Raw genomic sequence first — 20,473 nt, forward strand, 5'->3', positions numbered from 1 at the left:
CTAATCACCTTTCTCCATCAATTTTACGAGGTTGATAATACTCTTATCTTTGGGTGCTTTTTCATGAGTGCCTTGCTTTAAAAATGAAATGATTTCCGGATATCGATTAATGGAGTTATCAATTTCCTTTGAAGAACCCTTTTTATAGGCACCTATATTAATCAAATCTTCAGACTCAATATAGGTTGATAAACTTGCCCGTAAGTTTTCTGCTGACTTTTTATGCCTTTCCTCAACAATATTATTCATGACACGACTTATACTCTTTAGAACATTGAGAGCCGGAAACTGTCCTTTATTGGCTAAGTTTCTGTCTAAGATGAAATGACCGTCCAATATTCCCCTGACTGCATCGGCGATTGGTTCATTCATATCATCACCGTCGACAAGAACCGTATAAAAAGCTGTAATGGATCCTAACTGATTTGTGCCTGTTCTTTCTAGTAGTCTTGGAAGGATAGCGAAAACGGATGGCGTATAGCCTTTTGTGGTGGGTGGCTCTCCGACAGCAAGTCCGATTTCCCTTTGGGCCATCGCAACCCTTGTGACGGAGTCCATCATTAACATCACGTTCAATCCTTTGTCACGAAAATATTCTGCAATGGCAGTAGCCGTCAAAGCACCTTTAATTCTCATCAACGCTGGCTGATCAGATGTCGCTACAACAACAATTGATCTTGCTAATCCTTCCGGACCAAGATCTTTCTCAATGAATTCACGGACTTCCCGACCACGTTCACCAACAAGGCCAATCACGTTTAAGTCAGCCGTGGTATTCCGTGCTACCATGCCAAGCAAAGTACTTTTTCCAACACCGCTCCCAGCAAAGATGCCAACACGTTGGCCTTTCCCTACTGTTAATAAACTATCAATCACACGTACACCTACATCAATCGGTTCATCAATCGGAGGCCTTTCCATAGGGCTGGGTGGATCTTGATCCACCGGAACCGTAGCAAGTCCTTTTGGAAGCAGCGAATCGTCGATTGGATGTCCTAAAGGATCGACAACCTTACCTATTAATCCACTGCCTACCTTTATCTCAAGGCTTCGTCCGCTTCCTTCAACAATACATCCTGGTCCAATATCACTTACCGCTGTAAACGGCATTAAAATGACCATTTCATCACGAAAACCGACAACTTCCGCTAATATTTTCTTTTTCTTTTTTTGTATACCTGTATAGATATAACAAACGTCGCCTACAGAGCTTTCAGGGCCTTGGGATTCTATCATTAACCCTACGACACGTTTGACTCGTCCATAGTGTTTAAATGGATCGACTTCATCAACTAAGGGTAAGAGATCCTTCGCTTTCATCTTTACTCACCTTCCAGCAACTCAGTTAGTTTCATTTTAATTTCCTGTAGCTGACTATCAACGCTGGCATCTATTCTTCCATTCTCCGACTCGATGATACAACTACTTTCATTTAGATCATCATCCGGATAAATATACAATTCTGTTTCTTTTGGAAAGATTGAAATCAACTCTTCCTTATGAGTAAGAATCGATTGGTATTGAATCGGATGAATATGCAGCTGCACTTCCCGATAATCCCTCGCTTCTTTAATGGCTTTCTTTACGATGGATAAAAAAGACTCTTCATCATTTTCAAGCTGACGGCCAATAACTTTCCCCGCCACTTTCATTGCAAGATCCAAAATAACTGATTCAGATGATTCGATATGTTGCTTATAATCTTTTTTAGAGGACTCTACCACTTTCTTTGCAAAAGCGATCTCCCCTGCAACCTCGTTATAGCCCTTTTGGATTCCATCTTCGATTCCCTGCTGATACCCTTCTTTTTGAGCCTGTTCGATATACATTATTTTTTCTTGCTTCTCCCAATGTTCGCGGGCTTGCTGGACTTCATCAGCAACCGCTTTGGCTTTTTGTTTTGCTTCTATTAATAGAGATTCTGCCTCCTGCTTGGCTTGGTTTAGAAATTCATCTGATTGAAAATAATGAACGATTTGCCCTTCATCCTCGCTTTCTGTTTCAAGTGAGTCCAAACAGCGAATTTTTATCGTTATCTTATTGCTTTTCTCCTGATTTGCTTGGTGGGACTTAATAATTCTAGACAATGATATCATCCCCTCCGCCGCGGGCGATTACAATCTCACCCTTTTCTTCAAGGCGGCGAACAACAGCAACAATTCTGGATTGTGCTTCTTCTACATCCCGCAAACGTACAGGACCCATATATTCCATTTCTTCCTGGAACGTTTCGACCATTCGTTTCGACATGTTACGGAAAACGATTTCCTTCACTTCATCGCTTGCCACTTTAAGGGAAAGTTTGAGATCTTCATTTTCAGATTCCCGTACAACACGCTGAATGGCTCTTCCATCAAGAGTCACGATATCTTCAAAGACAAACATCCGTTTCTTGATTTCTTCTGCAAGTTCTGGATCTTGGGTTTCAAGTGCATCTAAGATAGTTCTTTCTGTTGAGCGATCAACTCCGTTCAATACATCAACAACCGCTTCGACTCCGCCAGTCTGGGTATAATCCTGGGTAACAGTTGCAGATAGTTTTCTTTCTAATATCTGCTCTACTTCATTAATGATTTCCGGCGAAGTGCTATCCATTAAAGCGATTCTTCTTGCAATATCGGCCTGCACCTCTTGGGGAAGTTCAGACAAAATATGGCCTGCCTGTGTTGGATCAAGATAAGATAAAATTAAGGCAATCGTCTGCGGATGCTCATTTTGGATAAAATTCAATATCTGTCCAGGATCTGCCTTCCTTGCAAAGTCGAATGGACGAACTTGTAAGGAAGATGTTAAGCGGTTTATGATTGCCGCCGCCTGATCAGTCCCTAACGCCTTTTCAAGAACCTGCTTCGCGTATCCAATCCCACCCTGTGATATGTAATCCTGTGCTAAAGCTATATTATGAAATTCCTCTAAAATTTCTTCTTTGTCCTGCGAATCTACTTTTCTAACTCCCGAAATTTCAAGAGTCAATCTCTCAATTTCCTCTTCAGAAAGATGCTTATATACGGATGCAGAAACATCCGGGCCTAAGGAAATAAGGAGGATGGCAGCTTTCTGTTTGCCAGTCAATCCGTCCTTTTTTTTTCTTTCTGTCACTTGCACAGCCTCCTAGTCTAATCTTCTGCTATCCAACTTCTTAATAATTTTGCAAATTCATCCGGCTTTTCTTTTGCCAGTTTCTCAAGTTGTTTTCTTTTTAACGATGCCTCTGTTTCCTTCTCTGTATTTAAATCTGGAACCTCGAATACGACTTCTTCTTCCTCTTCCTCCACGTATTCCTCTTCCATTTCTAATCGCCTTCTTGACCGGAAAAATAAGAATAATAGAATGATAATGACTAATAATAATATTCCACCTACAATGTAAACCCAAATGGGCACTGAAGTTCTCGTTCCATATTCTGGAATTGTCATTTTTCCGTTAAAAGGTTGAACGGAAATCGCTATCTTCTTATTTAGCTCATCGTCTGTAAGTTCTTCCCCTTCAGCTTTTTTCTCAATTGTCGTACGGATTATTGTGCTAAGGATTCGTGTAATATCATCTACACTCTGCTGAGATAAGGAGTTTGGATCATCTGCCGTAGGAGGCTCGACCATTACCTGGATACCTAAATCCTTTACTTTGTATGGACTTTCCACTATTTCTTTCTTTATTCGGTTCACTTCACTATTTATTGTTTCATCAACTTTTTCATAATCACCGGATCCGTTTGTTCCCTCTTTATAACTAGATCCTAATGAATCAGAGGAGTCCTCACTTTGCGGAATGCCACCAGCCCCAGCTGCATCCCCACTATACGATTCATTGATTCTTTGCGCAGAAATCTCAATTCCTGCCATATTTTCTTCATCCACCGGTTCAACTATATTCTCTTCCCTGTTTTCCTGAGTGAAATCAATGTCTGTTGTGACAGAAACGACAACTTTATCTCTGCCCATTATTGTTCCTAGCATATTTTGTACTTGTCTTTGAATATCGCGTTCAATTTCTTTTTTTATTTCGTTTTGAGTAACAAAAGCAGACGCGAAATTAGAATTTTGATTTTCAAGGTCATAATACTCAAAATCTTGGTTCATAATGACGATATTATCTGTAGGCAGGTTCGGAACACTTTTTGATACAAGATGATAAAGTGAATTAATTTGATTTTCTTCAAATTTATAGCCGGATTTCGTATTCAAAACAATTGATGCTGACGCTTCACCTGCTGTATCACTTACAAAAACCCCTTTATCCGGAAGTGTAATCATCACACTCGCATCTTCAACCCCGTCAATCTTCTTTATTAAATTGGCTAGTTCCGTCTGCATCGAATCCAATTTAATAACATTGAATTCATTTTCGGTCATTCCGATACCAGCGCTCTGACTAAAAAATGAATAGTCGATGCTTCCTGAGTCCGGGATCCCTTCAGCTGCAAGCTCCACTTTAAGTGTATCCAACTTTTCTTCAGGAACTTTAATCGTTTTACCGTTGTCTGAAATTTCGTTCTTAATTCCTTGACTATCTAAATTCTCTTTAATACTTCCCGTTTCTGATGGCGTTAAATTAGAATATAAGGGTACCAGTGTTGTACGGGAGGCAAAAACCGAGACAACCATAATGACGATGATAATCAATGCGGTTGCACTAATCATGAGGACTTTTTGTTTTTTACTGCGACTAGTCCAGAAAGCAGTTATTTTATTTTTCAAATTCACTAGTACATCATTCATTTAAATCCCCCGGTCAGTCTATGAATTTATGAAAGGGGGAATCTTTTTCCCCCTGGCCATTTTTCTTTATATAATGAGGTTTAAAAAATGAATGCTATATACTCATTCTCATCATTTCCTGATAGGCTTCAACCACCTTATTCCGGACCTCTAGTGTAGCCTGCATTGTAACACTGGCTTTTTGTGAAGCAATCATCACTGAATGAAGCTCAACATCTTCACCGTTAACCAGTTTAGTTGTCAGATTGTCTGATGCAACTTGAGTTTCATTAACTTTATTCAACGATTCTTTTAATACGGACGCAAAATTCCGATGTGCTTCGTATGGTGTATTTGTATTACTCTGGTCATTTTTCAATACATTAAATGTATTGCTCCCTGCCGAAAGAGAAATCCCCTCCATATCTCCACTCCCCATTCAAGTTTATTTGCCGATTTCCAATGCTTTCATCATCATTCCCTTTGATGCATTCAAAACTGTCACATTTGCTTCGTATGATCGTGTGACACTCATTAAGTCGACCATCTCCCTAAGCGGATCGACGTTTGGCATTTCCACATATCCATCATCATTGGCATCGGGGTGTTCTGGATTATAATCCAACTCAAAAGGCGTTTCATCTTTTACTATTTCCGTAACCTTTACACCGTTTCCAATCCCGCTGTTTTTCCCAGTGGCTGCGTTTAAAAAGCTTGAAAAACTACCTTCCTTACTTTGTAGCACAACTGCTTTTCTCGAGTATGGTTTCCACTCCTTTGTTTCTGCATCATATTCCGCTCTGGTCGTATCTGCATTCGCCATATTGGAAGAAATCACATCCATCCTTAACCTTTGACTAGTTAGGCTTGAGCCAGTCGTATTTATACTTTGGAAAATCCCCATTACTTACCTCCCCTAATTACAGTTTCCAATGATTTGAATTTACCTGAAAGTCGATCGGATACTGCATTAAAATAAATTTGGTTTGCAGCAAGGTCAGTCATTTCTTTATCAATGTCCACACTATTTCCATTATTGTTGTATTGCACATTCCTCTGCGTCACGATTGAAGAGGATTCACCGCCCTCTGATTTAAAACTTAGGTGTCTTTCATCGGTACGGTATGATTGGATGGAAGATTCTAACTCTGCTTGAAACGACTGTTTTTTGGAGATATCTTTAGCTTTATAATTCGGTGTATCTGAATTCGCAATATTCTGTGAAATAATCTTTTGTTTTGTATTAGAATAATTCAGAGCGTTTTCAAGTGATTGAAAAGTATTTGAAAATAATTCCATATTATCGCTCACCTCTTTCCATTTTAAACAGATAATAACTTAAGAAATAAATTAACCCAACGTATTCATGGTTTAATTCTAAAGAAACATTATAACTATGTCCACAAACATTTTTAAGACTTTAGACCTATTATTGTCGAAAAATGTCACAATTTGCTCAAATTTACTGCTTTTTTTAGTATTATTCCAGTTCAATTATTACGATTTATTACATTTTACATACTTTTTCGACATTTTAGTCAAAATTTATCTCTAGTTCCTTATTTATCATACCGAAAAACGAATCTATATACCTGATACTTTAGAACTAATTTACAATATTTTTTCATAAGTGATTTTATACAACATTGCTTTTTTAGCCTTATTTTATAACGGTTTCTTTAAAATTCTATATTAATATTTTTTTTAAAAAAATGAAAATTTTTAAAGTGAATTTATATTCGACAAATTCAGCATCTTATTTCATAATTAGGACTCTTAAAACCGCTACTAATATCAACAGATATTTTGTAACACTTTGATTAAGAAGGGAGGGAATTCATTACAAGTTATTTTTTACATTATCACTATAGTTATAGTAATATAATTACTCTTATTTTGAAGAATTTCACTATATTTCCAGTGACATCAGAATAATATCTAAATACTCACATTTCAAATTTAAATTCTCAATTCGAATTGCCTTTTTTTCTTGCATAACGCATTTTTCATACCGATTAGCTTTGAAGTTCTTGCTAGCTTGTCGTTCAAATTACACACAAAAAAGGCAGCCCTTTTTTAAGGACTGCCTTTTTCTTTGTTAGTTATTTTTCAGTTTTTCTAGTTCAAGAAGGAATTTATCATTCAATACTTTGATATACGTACCTTTCATACCAAGTGAACGTGATTCGATAACCCCTGCACTTTCTAACTTTCTCAACGCATTTACGATTACCGAACGAGTGATACCAACACGGTCTGCAATTTTCGATGCTACAAGTAGACCTTCATTACCTTTAAGCTCTTCAAAAATATGTTCAATAGCTTCTAATTCGCTATATGATAATGAGGAAATGGCCATTTGAACGACCGCTTTACTACGTGCTTCTTCCTCGATTTCTTCGGATTTTTCACGAAGGATTTCCATACCGACTACCGTTGCACCATATTCAGCTAAGATTAAGTCGTCATCGTGGAATTTCTCTTGTAAACGAGCAAGAACCAATGTTCCTAAACGTTCTCCTCCACCCATAATCGGTACGATCGTTGTTAATCCAGTTGCAAAAAGCTCTTTGTTTTCTACTGGGAAAGCAGTGTACTCACTTTCGATATCCAGGTTAGAAGATGTTTCTGGAATATTAAATAAGTTTTTAGTATACACTTCAGGGAATTGCTTATCTTCTAACATTTTGTACATACGTTCATTCTCGATTTGCTGACTTACTGCTATGCCGAGTAATTTTCCACGTCGACTGACGACGAACACATTTGCTTCGATAACTTCACTTAAGCTTTCTGCCATTTCTTTGAAGTTAACTGCTTTTCCTGCTGCTTTTTGGAGCATTGCATTAATTTTTCTTGTTTTTGCTAATAAGTTCATTTGATTTGTTCCTCCTAAAAATACCATGGTTCACAATAGACTATGAAGTTGTATTTCCGTAATTTTATGTTCATTGCATGGGCAAACATATTGCCATTTGTTTCATTCTTAAAGGATAAACTGGCTTAAATCTTTATTTCGGGCGATTGATCCCAGTTTTTCTTCGACATACTGAGGAGTGATTGTAATCTTCTCCATCGTGATTTCTGGAGCTTCAAACGACAAGTCTTCAAGAAGCCGTTCTAAAATAGTATGAAGTCGTCTTGCACCAATATTGTCTGTGTTCTGGTTTACCTCGAAGGCCACTTCAGCTATCTTACGAACAGCATCGTCAGAAAATTCAATTTCTATACCTTCAGTTTCTAACAAAGCTACATATTGTTTTAACAAAGCATTATCTGGTTCATGAAGAATCCGGACAAAGTCGTCTACAGTTAATTTGTTCAATTCTACACGGATCGGGAACCTTCCCTGTAATTCAGGAATAAGATCGGATGGTTTAGCCATATGGAAGGCTCCGGCCGCAATGAACAGCACATGATCCGTTTTAACCGAACCATATTTAGTCACAACTGTTGAACCCTCAACAATTGGTAGAATATCCCTTTGAACCCCTTCTCTCGACACATCCGCTGATGAACCCCCAGATTGCTTACTGGCGATTTTATCGATTTCATCGATGAAGATAATCCCGTTCTGCTCAGCACCGTACACAGCATCCGAAGTAACTTCATCCATATCAATCAATTTTGCCGCTTCTTCATTCGTTAAAACAATTCTCGCTTCACTGACCTTCAATTTGCGCTTCTTACTTTTCTTTGGCATCAAGCTTCCTAGCGCGTCTTGCATATTCATCCCCATTTGTTCCATTCCCGAACCTTGGAGCATATCAAACATTGAAGCGGCCTGTTCTTCCACTTCAACCGTGATCATTTCATTCTCTAACTCACCTTTAGCCAGTTTATCAGCTACAATGTTTCTTTTTTGCTGCAGATTTAAATCTTCGGAATTTTCATCCGGATCCTGCTCATCTTGATTGTTACTGCCTCCAAAAAAAACTTCAAGTGGATTCTTAAAATTGCTCTGTTTTTTTGTTGATGGCACTAATAATTCTATTAACCGGCGATTCGCATTTTCCTCTGCCCGTTCTTTTACGCTGGCCATCTTTTCTTCCTTCACGAGGCGGACAGATGTCTCTACCAAATCACGCACCATGGATTCTACATCCCGCCCGACATATCCAACTTCGGTAAATTTCGTTGCTTCAACTTTCACAAAAGGAGCACCAACCAATTTAGCCATTCTCCGAGCAATTTCTGTTTTCCCAACGCCGGTCGGTCCAATCATTAATATGTTTTTCGGAACGACTTCATCACGAAGTTGATCCGATAGAAGGGAACGGCGGTATCTATTCCGGAGAGCCACTGCCACTGCCCGTTTTGCCTCCCGCTGTCCCACGATATACTGATCCAGTTTTTCAACGATTTGCCTCGGTGTTAAATTAGCTTTTTTTGACATTATGCGCTCCTCCTTACAACTCTTCCACGATTATATTCGTATTCGTAAACACACAAATTTCCGCTGCAATTTGTAAAGATGATTGGGCGATTTCCTTGGCTGATAAATACTCACTAGAAAAACGCTTTAATGCCCTGCCGGCTGCCAGTGCATAATTTCCTCCTGATCCTATTGCAAGAATCCCGTCATCCGGTTCAATTACTTCTCCGGTACCAGAAACGAGAAGCAGATCATTTTTATCCATGACGATTAACATCGCTTCCAGCTTTCTCAGTACATTGTCACTTCGCCATTGCTTCGCCATTTCGACGGCAGCACGTTGAAGATTGCCATTATACTCTTCCAGCTTAGCTTCGAACATCTCAAATAAAGTGAATGCATCTGCAACCGAACCTGCAAAACCTGCAAGGACATTACCATTAAAGATCTTCCTTACTTTCCTTGCCGTATGCTTCATCACTACTGAATTTCCTAAAGTAACCTGCCCATCACCGGACATGGCACATTCACCTTTATGATGTACTGCAAATATCGTTGTCATAAAGAGTCCCCTTTCAACATTTAAGCTCGCGGATGTGATGCATTGTAGACTTTTTTTAATTGGTCTTTTGTAACATGCGTATACACTTGCGTTGATGAAATTTTTGAATGACCAAGCAATTCCTGTACTGTACGTATGTCCGCCCCATTATTTAATAGGTGTGTAGCAAAGGAATGCCTTAGCATATGGGGGTGAAGACTTCCCTCTGCGGCTGACTTTTTAATCAATTCATTTAAAATATAGCGAACTCCCCTAGCTGTCAGAGGGTCTCCACGAGAATTAACAAATAAATAAGCATGCGCCTTAGCGTCAGACGAAGTCATTTCCATCCTAGCTGTACGTATGTATAAATCTATCGCTTCCTGAGCATATCTTCCAACTGGAACGTAGCGATCTTTCTTCCCTTTTCCATGGACGAGTACTGTACCTAGAGACAAGTCGATATCCTGCAGTTTAACTTCACAGCACTCACTAACCCTAATGCCCGTAGCATACAGTAATTCCAATAGTGCAGTGTTCCTTATTCCTATCGGTGAATCTTTCTTTAAAGAAGAAAATAACTGATTCATTTCTTCCTCATAAAGAAAACGTGGCAGCTTTTGATCCTTTTTAGGTAAAGAAGCAAGAGAAAAAGGATTATCCTTCACATCACCTTCACGTAATAAAAATTTATAAAAGCTCCGCAGGCAAGATGTTTTTCTTGCCACAGTTCGCTTAGAAAGTTTTTTCTCATATAAATTCGTTAAAAACAACCGGACATCAAAGTATTCGACAGACGTGACATCGGTAATCCCTTGTTCATTCAGGAACAAAAAAAATTCGTGAATATCCCGTTTGTAATTTTCAATGGTGTAATGTGAACTGTTTTTTTCTATTTGTAAATATTCAATGAAGGATGATAATGCCTTATTTTGATTAATCATGGAAACACCTCGCAAAGGCTAATAAATAGTATCATACTTTAAAACAGCAGGCAAATATTTTACAAAGTTTTCACAAAGTTCTGAATTGTGTCTAAAGCGCGTTTAGCATGCATTTCATTCCGATCTTTCTTCGCTTTGATTCTTACTTCAAGGTCTGGAAGCAGGCCAAAGTTGGCATTCATCGGCTGAAAGCTCTTCCCATTTGTCGATGTAATGTACCTTGCCATACTACCCATTGTCGTTTCGGCAGGGAAAATGGCAGGCTCCAACCCTTGGATGATTCTCGCGGCATTGATACCCGCAACTAATCCTGATGCAGCTGACTCTACATATCCCTCGACACCCGTCATCTGACCGGCAAAGAATAAGTCATCGCGATTTTTGAACTGGTACGTAGGTTTTAGAACGTTAGGAGAGTTAATGAAAGTGTTGCGGTGCATTACTCCATAACGAACAATTTCAGCATTTTCCAATCCTGGTATAAGCTGCAGTACTTCTTTTTGCGGTCCCCATTTTAAATGTGTCTGAAAACCAACAATGTTGTAAAGAGTACCAGCTGCATCATCCTGTCGCAATTGGACTACAGCAAATGGTCGTTTTCCTGTTTTCGGATCTTCTAAACCAACTGGCTTCAATGGTCCGAATAACATCGTTTTCTTCCCACGTGATGCCATCACTTCAATTGGCATACACCCTTCGAAAAAGATTTCTTTTTCAAATTCTTTAAGAGGAACAGTTTCAGCAGAAATCAATGCTTCATAGAAACGATCAAACTCTTCTTCCGTCATCGGACAATTCAAATAGGCTGCTTCCCCTTTATCATAACGGGATTTTAAATAAACCTTATCCATATTGATGCTTTCTTTTTCAAGAATTGGAGCAGCAGCATCATAGAAATATAAGTATTCTTCATCCATAATCTGCTTTAAGCTGTCAGATAGAGACTGACTTGTAAGCGGACCAGTGGCAATGACAGTAGGACCTTCAGGAATTTCTGTCACTTCTTCATTAATGACAGTAACATTTGGATGATTTTTCACCTTTTCCGTAACAAGACTGGCAAATTCATGACGATCGACAGCAAGTGCACCTCCGGCAGGAACAGCACAGGCGTCTGCTGCAGATATGATAACAGAATCCAAAATCCGCATTTCTTCTTTTAAAACACCTACAGCATTTGTTAAGGTATTTGCCCGAAGTGAATTGGAACAAACAAGTTCAGCGAATTTGTCGGTATGATGTGCTGGTGTTTGTTTTACAGGACGCATTTCGTATAAATCTACTTTAATTCCTCTTTTAGCTAATTGCCACGCCGCTTCACTTCCTGCAAGCCCAGCGCCGATTACACTTACTTTTGCTTCTTTCATTTTTCGAACCTCCATGTATAGATATGATAAGACAGGATCATTTATCATTAAAATTGCTTTTATAAAAGACTTCATTTTTAACGATATGTATGTATTTTACCCATAAAATACTCGTTCCTGCTGACAACAATTATAAACCCTATGCCATCAATCCTGCATTCTTCCTACAACCTAAGTTTCCTAAGATGGATAACGGACACAAAGAGGAATTATATCTTTAAGTTAATACACTTGTCCACTGAATTTTACATTACATGACCCAAATAAAAAAGTTTCAGGCTTTATCCAATTTCTTCTTGGAAATAAAATCCTCTTATTATGATGATAGCACACATCCATGAACATAAAGAAACTCGGCAGATGCCGAGTCCACATTTTATTCTGAGTTTCTCAATTGAACCTAGAAATATGGGAGTAATTAGTCCACCTTTTCTAAGCTTGAGGTGTTTCTTTGAAATCACAATCCATACACTGTACCTGCACGCCTTTTTTGAGTTTTTTCTCAACTAGCGTACCTTCACATTTTGGACAACTACGAGGTAGAGGTTTGTCCCATGAAATGAAGTCACATCCTGGATAAGTATCACAACCGTAGAACAGTCGGCGTTTTTTACTTTTTCGCTCAATGATGTTGCCTTCTTTACATTTCGGACATTTCACTCCGATTTCTTTAACGATTGGTTTTGTATTACGGCAATCCGGGAAATTACTGCAAGCCATAAACTTTCCATATCGACCCATTTTAAAGACCATTTCATGTCCGCATTCTACGCAATCTTCCCCTGCAGGCTCATCCTTGATTTCAATTTTCTCCATTTCGACTTCCGCTTTAGCCAAATGAATAGCGAAATCTTTGTAAAACTCATCAATGACCTTAATCCATTCAACGCTTCCTTCTTCGACACTATCAAATTCCTGTTCCATCTTGGCAGTGAATTCTGCATCTAGAATATCCGGAAAGAATTCACGTATCAATTCAAGGACAATTTCACCAAGCTCAGTCGGGATAAATCGCTTATTATCAAGCGTAACATAGCCACGTTTTTGAATCGTATCCAATGTAGGAGCATATGTAGACGGCCGGCCTATGCCTAGTTCCTCTAGTGTTTTGACAAGACGCGCCTCTGTATAGCGTGGCGGTGGCTGTGTGAAATGCTGCTTCGGTTCGACATCTTTTGAAAAGAATTGATCTCCTTTTTTTACATCTGGAAGGGCATTTTCCTTTTCTTCCACTGAGTCATCCGAACCTTCAACATATACCTTCATGAAACCTGGAAATTTAATTTTAGAACCATTTGCCCGGAAAATGACATCACCGTTGTGAAGGTCAATGCTCATTGTATCCATTACAGCCGAAGACATTTGACTTGAAACAAAGCGTTCCCAAATTAATTTATATAAACGGAATTGATCTCTAGATAAAAACTCCTTCACTAAACTTGGTTCACGTAATGTGCTTGTCGGTCTAACCGCTTCATGCGCGTCCTGAGCATTTGTCTGTTTTTTCTCCTTGCGCTGTTCAACCTGAACATAATCATCACCATAACTGTTTTGAATAAAGCTATGGGCTTCCTGCTTGGCAATATCCGAAATCCGGGTCGAATCCGTTCTCATATAAGTGATTAGCCCGACTGTACCTTCTTTTCCGAGCTCAATTCCTTCATAAAGCTGCTGAGCAAGCATCATGGTTTTCTTGGCACGGAAATTTAATTTCCGCGCGGCTTCTTGTTGCAAGGAAGAAGTCGTAAAAGGTGCAGCTGGATTACGCTTTCTTTCCTTTTTCGTCACGGTACCAATGGTGAATTCGCCGCCGCTTAAAGAAGCAAGTACTTTCTTGACATCTTCTTCCGTGTTTAATTCTTTCCGTTCACCACCAAGGCTGAAAAAGGAACCTTCAAACTGTTCATTTCCTTTAACAAAATCTGCCCTGATTGTCCAATACTCTTCCGGTACAAAGTCTTTGATTTCTTTCTCTCGGTCAATAATCATCCGAACAGCAACCGATTGAACTCGTCCTGCACTTAAGCCTTTTTTCACTTTTTTCCACAAAAGCGGGCTGATATTGTATCCCACCAAACGATCCAATATTCTCCTTGCCTGCTGTGCATCAACCAACTTCATATTAATGGGTCTTGGTGATTTAAATGATTCTTTGATCGCTTCCTTCGTAATCTCATTGAATACCACACGGCAATCTGAATTAATGTCGACATCGAGACTGTGAGCTAAATGCCAGGCAATCGCTTCACCTTCTCTGTCGGGGTCAGCTGCGAGATAGATTTTTTTTGCTTTTTTTGCAGCTGTTTTCAATTCTTTTAGAACCGGTCCTTTGCCGCGGATAGTTATATATTTAGGCTCATATTCATTTTCAACATCGACACCCATTTGGCTTTTAGGCAAATCGCGTACATGCCCCATGGAAGCCTTTACTTTATATTTTTTTCCTAAGTAACGTTCAATTGTTTTCGCCTTTGCGGGCGATTCCACAATCACTAAATATTCTGACATCCAATAAATCCTCCTCAAAGAGGTAATATAAATCTTCACTATTATTAATCATTCAAATTTCATTTGTCAACACCTCTTTATTTTTCAAAGCATGCTGATTTATTTAATTTTAGGTATTTTAACAAGAGGTGTCATTTGCAAAACTTATAACAGTTTTACAATATTTTCAACCTTTTTGACTAAAATTTCAACCTATTCATCTAAAAAAGCATCTTTTTTGCTATTTCCCCTTCAATTTTTCCGTATATCTTCTATATTATATTGTTCAAAATTCTTCCTCAATCTGTAACGAACTCAAAACAAGTTTGGCTCCATCTTGAATTAATTGATTGGCCCCTAATGATTCTGGGCTTAATACGTTACCTGGAAGTGCAAATACCTCTCTGCCATGATCAAGAGCTGCCTGTGCAGTTATTAGGGAACCGCTCTTTTCTTTAGCTTCTACCACAAATACTCCCTTGGATAATCCACTAATAATACGATTGCGCAGCGGAAACATCCAAGGTTCCGCCCTCATCGCCGGTGGAGTCTCAGAAAGCAATAACCCTTTATTGCTTATTTCTCTTGCAAGCGGGATATTAGATTTTGGATAAATTTGCAAAAGTCCCCCGCCCAAAACTCCAATCGTATTTCCACCTTTATCCAATGTGACTTTGTGTGCAGCCGCATCGATTCCAGCTGCCACTCCACTGATGATGACAAAGTTTTTCTGCACAAGTGGCGGTAAAATCGTTTTTAAGGCCTCCAGTCCATACCAGGTTGGCTTACGTGTTCCAACGACACCTAGAGTACTCTTCTTCTCTAGAAGCTGTTTATCGCCTTTAAAATAAAGCACCCACGGGGGATCAAATATCTGCTTCAGCAAAAACGGGTAATCTTCATCAAACATAGTTAGACATTTAATTTGGTTAAATTCGTATTGCTTTACCTTTTTAATCGTATTAAGAGAATGTAAATCTTTCAGAAAGAGATTTAATTTATTTGAAGGTATAGGAAGGATTTCAGCCCATTCGGTGTACGTGGTTGTGAAAAGAGAAGAAAGGGATGGATTATAGGCCAGAATTGTTTGGATCGTTTTCCATCCTGCTCCACGGCAATGATGGAGGTGGATTAATTTTTCTTTCCTGTTCAATTAGAAGCACCCCTAATCGGAAATTTTTAAAAGAAGATTAATTGCGGTTGTTAAGATGTGTTTCGGGGAGATTGAAGTGAAATAAAGACCGACCCAAAAAACAGGTCGGCCCATCTTAGATTAGTGTGTTTTGCAAGGTTCATACATGTCTTTTTCTTTAAGGACAGAAATCAAAGTTTCGCCCATAACGGATGGAGTCTCGGCTACTTTAATACCGCATTCATTCATAACGCGGATTTTCTCATCAGCTGTTCCCTTACCGCCTGAAATAATAGCACCAGCATGTCCCATACGTTTACCCGCTGGAGCCGTGCGGCCACCAATAAACCCGACAACTGGCTTCGTCATATTTTCTTTCACCCAGATTGCTGCTTCTTCTTCTGCTGTGCCACCGATTTCCCCAATCATGATCACCGCATGAGTTTCTGGATCTTCATTGAATGCCTTAAGTACATCAATAAAATCAGTTCCGTTAACAGGATCCCCACCGATACCGACAGCGGATGATTGTCCGATGCCTGCTTGTGATAATTGGTGAACGGCTTCATACGTCAAAGTTCCAGAACGAGAAACCACGCCTACATGACCTTTTTTATGGATATACCCTGGCATAATACCAATCTTACACTCTTCCGGACTAATAACACCCGGACAGTTTGGTCCAATTAAACGAGTTTTTTTGCCTTGCATATATCGCTTCACCTTAACCATGTCAAGGACAGGAATGTGCTCCGTGATACAAATTACAAGATCAAGTTCTGCATCAACCGCTTCAAGAATGGCATCTGCTGCAAATGGAGCAGGTACGTAGATAACAGATGCATTTGCTCCGGTTTCAGTGACAGCTTCGGAAACTGTATTAAATACAGGTACCCCTTCCGCTTCTGTTCCACCTTTACCCGGAGTTACTCCACCCACGATCTTCGTGCCGTATTCCAACATCTGTTTTGTATGAAATAATGCTGTTGAGCCAGTGATTCCCTGAACGATCACTTTCGTATCTTTATTAATATAAACGCTCATTATGTTCCCCCCTGCCTATTATCCTACAAGTGATACTATTTTTTGTGCTCCATCTGCCATTGATTCAGCAGCCGTAATATTTAAACCAGACTCTTTCAAAATCTTTTTCCCAAGATCCACATTCGTTCCTTCAAGACGGACCACAAGAGGGACATCCAAGCCTAGCTCTTTTGCAGCAGCTACGACACCTGTCGCGATGATGTCACACTTCATAATTCCTCCGAAGATATTTACAAAGATACCTTTTACTTTTTGATCAGATAGGATGATTTTGAAAGCCTCTTTAACTTTTTCCTCTGTAGCTCCGCCCCCAACGTCAAGGAAGTTAGCCGGGTCTCCCATATAGTGTTTAATGATGTCCATCGTTGCCATTGCAAGCCCCGCACCATTAACCATACAACCGATATTTCCGTCAAGCGATATGTAACTAAGACCGTGTTTGGATGCTTCAATTTCTTTAGCATCTTCTTCATCTAGATCACGGTACTCCGCAATGTCTTTATGGCGGTAAATCGCATTATCATCGAAATTCAATTTTGCATCTAGTGCCATTACATTGCCGTCGCCTGTCACAACTAATGGGTTGATTTCAGCAATTGAACAATCCTTTTCAACGAATGCTGTATATAAGTTGACCATCAGTTTAGACGCCTTATTTATTAGTGAAGCCGGAATGTTGATATTGAAAGCGATTCTTCGTGCCTGGAAGCCAGTTAAACCAACAACCGGATCGATCACTTCCTTGAAAATTTTCTCTGGAGTTTTTTCAGCAACTTCCTCAATTTCCGTTCCGCCTTCTTCAGAAGCCATCAATACCACACTATTTGTTGCACGGTCAAGGACCAGTCCAATATAATATTCCTTCGTAATGTCGCAGCCTTCTTCAATAAGTAAACGCTTAACTTCTTTACCTGAAGGTCCTGTTTGATGGGTCACCAGCGTTTTACCAAGAATCTCTTCTGCATATGTACGCGCTTCGTCAAGATTCTTTGCTACCTTAACTCCGCCGGCTTTCCCGCGGCCGCCCGCATGAATTTGAGCTTTGACGACAACAACATCTGTACCTAACTCCTTCGCTGCTTCTACTGCTTCATCAACAGTAAAGGCAACCCGGCCATTCGGAACAGATACCCCGTATTGTCTCAAAATCTCTTTCCCCTGATACTCATGGATATTCATTTCCCATCCTCCTTATCTACTAAAAACCAACTACCAAAAAACAACATTTATATTTAATGCGTGTTTTCTCTATCATATTACAACAAAATTCTCCTTCGTGCATGATTTTCTTTCGTAATATTTTAAAAAAATTATTACAATATACTTCTAGGTCGGTGTATAAAATGGAAAAAACATAGTCCATTAATATGTTTATTTTTTAAAAATAGTATTTATCCCGGTCCGAAATCTCCATTCTAAAAATAGCCATTCCATTTTTCATTTAGTATAAACACTTTGTTTACAAGCCTTTTTTCATCATTTTTTTCATCTATCTTTTTCTGAAACATTATAGTTATCTTTCTAAAAAATTTTAAATTTTCAGAAAAAGAAAAAGGACAAAACCGTAGCTTTATCCTTTTTCTGATAGTTTAGTATGTTTTTAATATAATAAAAATTTTTAAGTGCATTTCCTAAAATTCTACATAAACCAACCATAAATTCACATAAATCAACCCAAATAATTTGAATCTTACCGATTCAAGTCCCGGTCAACTTTATAAACAAACGCAAATACCTCTGCAACCGCTTCATACAATTCTTCCGGAATCGTTTGATTAATATCCAATTGCCCCAAAAGGGAGATTAACGACTCATCTTTTTGAACAGGGATATTCAGTTTCATTGCTTTATCTAGAATCTTTTCTGCAGTTTTACCTTTCCCCTTTGCCAAGATGACAGGGGATTTCGAAATCTCCGGGTCATATTTTAAAGCGATCGCTTCTTTTCGTTTTTCATTCGTCATATCCGAATATCCACCCCACTATATGATTCTTTTTCTGAAAAAAGGGCGGATTTAAATTTCGTGTCAGTATTTTTTTTGCTCACTGGATTTTCAAATAAAACTCCGGATAATCTGTAATCCATTTTTTCCAGATTCGCCTTCAACAGTGTAAGATAATTGTCGGCGGCTGCTTCTATTGTTTTACTATACTCATTAATGACCGTCACTTTTATGACACGGTTTTGAACCTGCATGTCAATGAACGTTTCCTTAAGACGTTCTAACTCTAAATAAAACAGGATTCGACAATAATCGGGGTCTATCTTGCCATCTTTTTTTTTCCTTCCGCTCCATTGCAACGTTAAGTCCGTTTGAGAAGACCCAAGATTAAGAGGCAATGTAAGGAGTAAGTTCTGCAAGGGGCCCGTTTCCTGCGAAAAAACCTGTTGAGCAGTAATTCGATTCAAAATTTGTTCTGCCAGTTCCTTAACGGATGCCGGATTTTGCTCGTTCAGAAGTTTAAGTAGCAACGGTTTGAGGGTCTCTAAATCCTTTATTAAATCTTCCAAACCATCTCCAGGCATATTAGCAAGAGCATGTTCCAACTGTAGTCCAAGCATCTTCGTCCACTCTTTAAGTTGTTGCGCAACAGAGGCACCATTCGTGAAATCGATTGTTTGAAATTCAGTTTCCAGCACTTGTGTAAGCACTAGTTTCTCAGCATTCGTAACGGAGAGCGTCTCAGGACGTCGCTTAAGCGATTGAATCAACAGTTCTGTCACTTTCCCCTTCGACTCGGTAACTTTCTCTGTATCCTTATTTAAATGGGCTATTAGGTCATTTACCTCTATTTCGGCACCCGCTATTCTATTTCCGACTGATGCTTCTGCAAACGTACGCTCAAGCAAGCGGGAAGCAAGAGCGGACAGTTCTTCTGTAGAAATGGTTTTTTGCTGAATTGATTTCGTATCAGTAGACGTTTCTGCTTCTACATAATCAAGACCGTTCAATAACCGATTTAGACTATATTCGACCTTTTCAACTTTCCCCAACGTTCCATTTTTTGCATCAGATAGCAATTGCAGTCCCTGTTGTAGTTTATCAGTCACTGAGTTCTTAGTAGATCCTGATATTTCCGCCGATTCGACAACTAATTTCTCCAAAAAGCCAGCCTCAGTAATCCCCATTGGAATGAAACCAGTCTTTTGAAGCAGGGAGAATGCCCCGGTTTTCAATTCAGGTGATGCACTGGAATCGATCCAAGTGGTAACAAGTTTCTGTAGACCAGTTTGTTGAAGCTGATCCTGTTTAGCTACATGTAACGAGTCTAATACGCCTTTTAGTTTTACTGATGTTTCCGAATCACTGTCCTTTAATTGTTGCTGCAGGCCACTGAGCAATTTGTGAAAAGGTTCGCCTTTTGCTTGTGCTAACAACGCTACAAATACTTCTTCAACAAAAGGTAATTGCTGAAGGAACATTCTTTTGATGATAGACAGGCCATATTCTTTTGCATCAGCAGTTTTTACCCATTGCAAAGCAGACATAAAAGTATCCTTTGTAATTGGGAGTTGATTTTTCAGTAAATACTCGGCAAGGCTGGCTGCCTCCGGTTCTGGAGATATGCCAAGATGAGAGAGCAATTGTGCAGCCGCTCCTTTTAAACTAGAAAAGTTCACATTCGGAGAATCCAGTACTTTTAACACAACCTTCCCCTCATTTGGCTGCTGTACTTGAAACCAATACATTTCTCCAGCCTGAAGTGGGATATCGAGTGTGGCAATCATTTTTTGATGGCCAATCTGCACTTCCGTTATTTGGTTAGGATAAATCCTATTCACTTTTCCGAAAAGGATTTGTCCGTTTTTCAAACTCGTACTTCCCTTTATTTCAATGGGTGACGACACGGATTGACCGCTTGTTATCGATTGCATCTCTCTCGCC

General features: G+C 39.2%; 18 protein-coding genes. All 18 read right to left on the reverse strand.

Going from position 1 to position 20,473, the window contains the following annotated elements; all coding sequences use genetic code 11:
- The 18 genes from fliI to JFU24_RS07720 all read right to left on the reverse strand — a co-directional run bounded on the left by fliI (position 1) and on the right by JFU24_RS07720 (position 20,463).
- On the reverse strand, positions 1 to 1,320 hold the full coding sequence (fliI, locus tag JFU24_RS07635) for a flagellar protein export ATPase FliI (RefSeq protein WP_201181443.1): 1,320 nt from the start codon (positions 1,318 to 1,320) through the stop codon (positions 1 to 3).
- A 2-nt stretch (positions 1,321 to 1,322) separates the two neighbouring features.
- Positions 1,323 to 2,087 carry a flagellar assembly protein FliH gene (gene fliH / locus JFU24_RS07640; RefSeq protein WP_201221415.1) on the reverse strand — a complete coding sequence of 255 codons (765 nt, stop codon included), beginning with the start codon at positions 2,085 to 2,087 and terminating at the stop codon, positions 1,323 to 1,325.
- The gene (gene fliG, locus JFU24_RS07645) at positions 2,080 to 3,099 is read right to left on the reverse strand and encodes a flagellar motor switch protein FliG (protein ID WP_201249816.1); all 1,020 of its coding nucleotides are present in this window, start codon (positions 3,097 to 3,099) and stop codon (positions 2,080 to 2,082) included. The genes fliH and fliG overlap by 8 nt, the downstream gene beginning before the upstream one ends.
- A gap of 17 nt (positions 3,100 to 3,116) precedes the next feature.
- On the reverse strand, positions 3,117 to 4,718 hold the full coding sequence (gene fliF / locus JFU24_RS07650; RefSeq protein ID WP_201249817.1) for a flagellar basal-body MS-ring/collar protein FliF: 1,602 nt from the start codon (positions 4,716 to 4,718) through the stop codon (positions 3,117 to 3,119).
- Positions 4,719 to 4,812: 94 nt separating this feature from the next.
- Positions 4,813 to 5,121 carry a flagellar hook-basal body complex protein FliE gene (fliE, locus tag JFU24_RS07655; RefSeq protein WP_201183374.1) on the reverse strand — a complete coding sequence of 103 codons (309 nt, stop codon included), beginning with the start codon at positions 5,119 to 5,121 and terminating at the stop codon, positions 4,813 to 4,815.
- Between the two features lie 21 nt (positions 5,122 to 5,142).
- Positions 5,143 to 5,601 carry a flagellar basal body rod protein FlgC gene (gene flgC, locus JFU24_RS07660; RefSeq protein ID WP_056526749.1) on the reverse strand — a complete coding sequence of 153 codons (459 nt, stop codon included), beginning with the start codon at positions 5,599 to 5,601 and terminating at the stop codon, positions 5,143 to 5,145.
- Positions 5,601 to 5,996, reverse strand: a complete 396-nt coding sequence (flgB, locus tag JFU24_RS07665) for a flagellar basal body rod protein FlgB (protein ID WP_201181449.1) — start codon at positions 5,994 to 5,996, stop codon at positions 5,601 to 5,603. The genes flgC and flgB overlap by 1 nt, the downstream gene beginning before the upstream one ends.
- A gap of 799 nt (positions 5,997 to 6,795) precedes the next feature.
- Positions 6,796 to 7,575, reverse strand: coding sequence for a GTP-sensing pleiotropic transcriptional regulator CodY (gene codY, locus JFU24_RS07670; protein WP_053345318.1), 780 nt, complete (start codon positions 7,573 to 7,575; stop codon positions 6,796 to 6,798).
- A 108-nt stretch (positions 7,576 to 7,683) separates the two neighbouring features.
- On the reverse strand, positions 7,684 to 9,093 hold the full coding sequence (hslU, locus tag JFU24_RS07675) for an HslU--HslV peptidase ATPase subunit (protein ID WP_056526744.1): 1,410 nt from the start codon (positions 9,091 to 9,093) through the stop codon (positions 7,684 to 7,686).
- 13 nt (positions 9,094 to 9,106) lie between these two features.
- Complete coding sequence (gene hslV, locus JFU24_RS07680) at positions 9,107 to 9,634, reverse strand: HslVU peptidase proteolytic subunit (protein ID WP_056526739.1); 528 nt, start codon at positions 9,632 to 9,634, stop codon at positions 9,107 to 9,109.
- 20 nt (positions 9,635 to 9,654) lie between these two features.
- On the reverse strand, positions 9,655 to 10,557 hold the full coding sequence (gene xerC / locus JFU24_RS07685) for a tyrosine recombinase XerC (protein ID WP_201249818.1): 903 nt from the start codon (positions 10,555 to 10,557) through the stop codon (positions 9,655 to 9,657).
- 59 nt (positions 10,558 to 10,616) lie between these two features.
- Entirely contained in the window at positions 10,617 to 11,939 is a 1,323-nt protein-coding gene (trmFO, locus tag JFU24_RS07690) for an FADH(2)-oxidizing methylenetetrahydrofolate--tRNA-(uracil(54)-C(5))-methyltransferase TrmFO (protein ID WP_328114025.1), read from the reverse strand.
- A gap of 417 nt (positions 11,940 to 12,356) precedes the next feature.
- A complete protein-coding gene (gene topA, locus JFU24_RS07695; protein WP_053345313.1) occupies positions 12,357 to 14,432 on the reverse strand; it encodes a type I DNA topoisomerase in 2,076 nt (691 codons plus the stop codon).
- 265 nt (positions 14,433 to 14,697) lie between these two features.
- Positions 14,698 to 15,564 carry a DNA-processing protein DprA gene (gene dprA, locus JFU24_RS07700; RefSeq protein WP_201181451.1) on the reverse strand — a complete coding sequence of 289 codons (867 nt, stop codon included), beginning with the start codon at positions 15,562 to 15,564 and terminating at the stop codon, positions 14,698 to 14,700.
- 120 nt (positions 15,565 to 15,684) lie between these two features.
- Positions 15,685 to 16,587, reverse strand: coding sequence for a succinate--CoA ligase subunit alpha (gene sucD, locus JFU24_RS07705; protein ID WP_053345311.1), 903 nt, complete (start codon positions 16,585 to 16,587; stop codon positions 15,685 to 15,687).
- Between the two features lie 18 nt (positions 16,588 to 16,605).
- Entirely contained in the window at positions 16,606 to 17,766 is a 1,161-nt protein-coding gene (gene sucC, locus JFU24_RS07710; protein WP_053345310.1) for an ADP-forming succinate--CoA ligase subunit beta, read from the reverse strand.
- A 511-nt stretch (positions 17,767 to 18,277) separates the two neighbouring features.
- Positions 18,278 to 18,550 (reverse strand): EscU/YscU/HrcU family type III secretion system export apparatus switch protein, encoded by a 273-nt coding sequence (locus JFU24_RS07715; RefSeq protein WP_201181453.1) that lies wholly within the window; start codon positions 18,548 to 18,550, stop codon positions 18,278 to 18,280.
- A complete protein-coding gene (locus tag JFU24_RS07720) occupies positions 18,547 to 20,463 on the reverse strand; it encodes a hypothetical protein (RefSeq protein WP_201249819.1) in 1,917 nt (638 codons plus the stop codon). The genes JFU24_RS07715 and JFU24_RS07720 overlap by 4 nt, the downstream gene beginning before the upstream one ends.
- Positions 20,464 to 20,473 lie beyond the last annotated feature (10 nt).

Source organism: Peribacillus sp. TH27 (genome assembly GCF_016650915.1).
Classification (GTDB): Bacteria; Bacillota; Bacilli; order Bacillales; family DSM-1321; genus Peribacillus; species Peribacillus butanolivorans.

Coding starts and splice junctions, on each gene's coding strand:
- sucD (WP_053345311.1), bottom strand. CDS start 16,587: ATGAGCGTTTATATTAATAAAGATACGAAAGTGATCGTTCAGGGAATC.
- flgC (WP_056526749.1), bottom strand. CDS start 5,601: ATGGGGATTTTCCAAAGTATAAATACGACTGGCTCAAGCCTAACTAGT.
- xerC (WP_201249818.1), bottom strand. CDS start 10,557: ATGATTAATCAAAATAAGGCATTATCATCCTTCATTGAATATTTACAA.
- flgB (WP_201181449.1), bottom strand. CDS start 5,996: ATGGAATTATTTTCAAATACTTTTCAATCACTTGAAAACGCTCTGAAT.
- fliF (WP_201249817.1), bottom strand. CDS start 4,718: ATGAATGATGTACTAGTGAATTTGAAAAATAAAATAACTGCTTTCTGG.
- hslV (WP_056526739.1), bottom strand. CDS start 9,634: ATGACAACGATATTTGCAGTACATCATAAAGGTGAATGTGCCATGTCC.
- topA (WP_053345313.1), bottom strand. CDS start 14,432: ATGTCAGAATATTTAGTGATTGTGGAATCGCCCGCAAAGGCGAAAACA.
- fliE (WP_201183374.1), bottom strand. CDS start 5,121: ATGGAGGGGATTTCTCTTTCGGCAGGGAGCAATACATTTAATGTATTG.
- fliI (WP_201181443.1), bottom strand. CDS start 1,320: ATGAAAGCGAAGGATCTCTTACCCTTAGTTGATGAAGTCGATCCATTT.
- codY (WP_053345318.1), bottom strand. CDS start 7,575: ATGAACTTATTAGCAAAAACAAGAAAAATTAATGCAATGCTCCAAAAA.
- hslU (WP_056526744.1), bottom strand. CDS start 9,093: ATGTCAAAAAAAGCTAATTTAACACCGAGGCAAATCGTTGAAAAACTG.
- trmFO (WP_328114025.1), bottom strand. CDS start 11,939: ATGGAGGTTCGAAAAATGAAAGAAGCAAAAGTAAGTGTAATCGGCGCT.
- sucC (WP_053345310.1), bottom strand. CDS start 17,766: ATGAATATCCATGAGTATCAGGGGAAAGAGATTTTGAGACAATACGGG.
- JFU24_RS07715 (WP_201181453.1), bottom strand. CDS start 18,550: ATGACGAATGAAAAACGAAAAGAAGCGATCGCTTTAAAATATGACCCG.
- JFU24_RS07720 (WP_201249819.1), bottom strand. CDS start 20,463: ATGCAATCGATAACAAGCGGTCAATCCGTGTCGTCACCCATTGAAATA.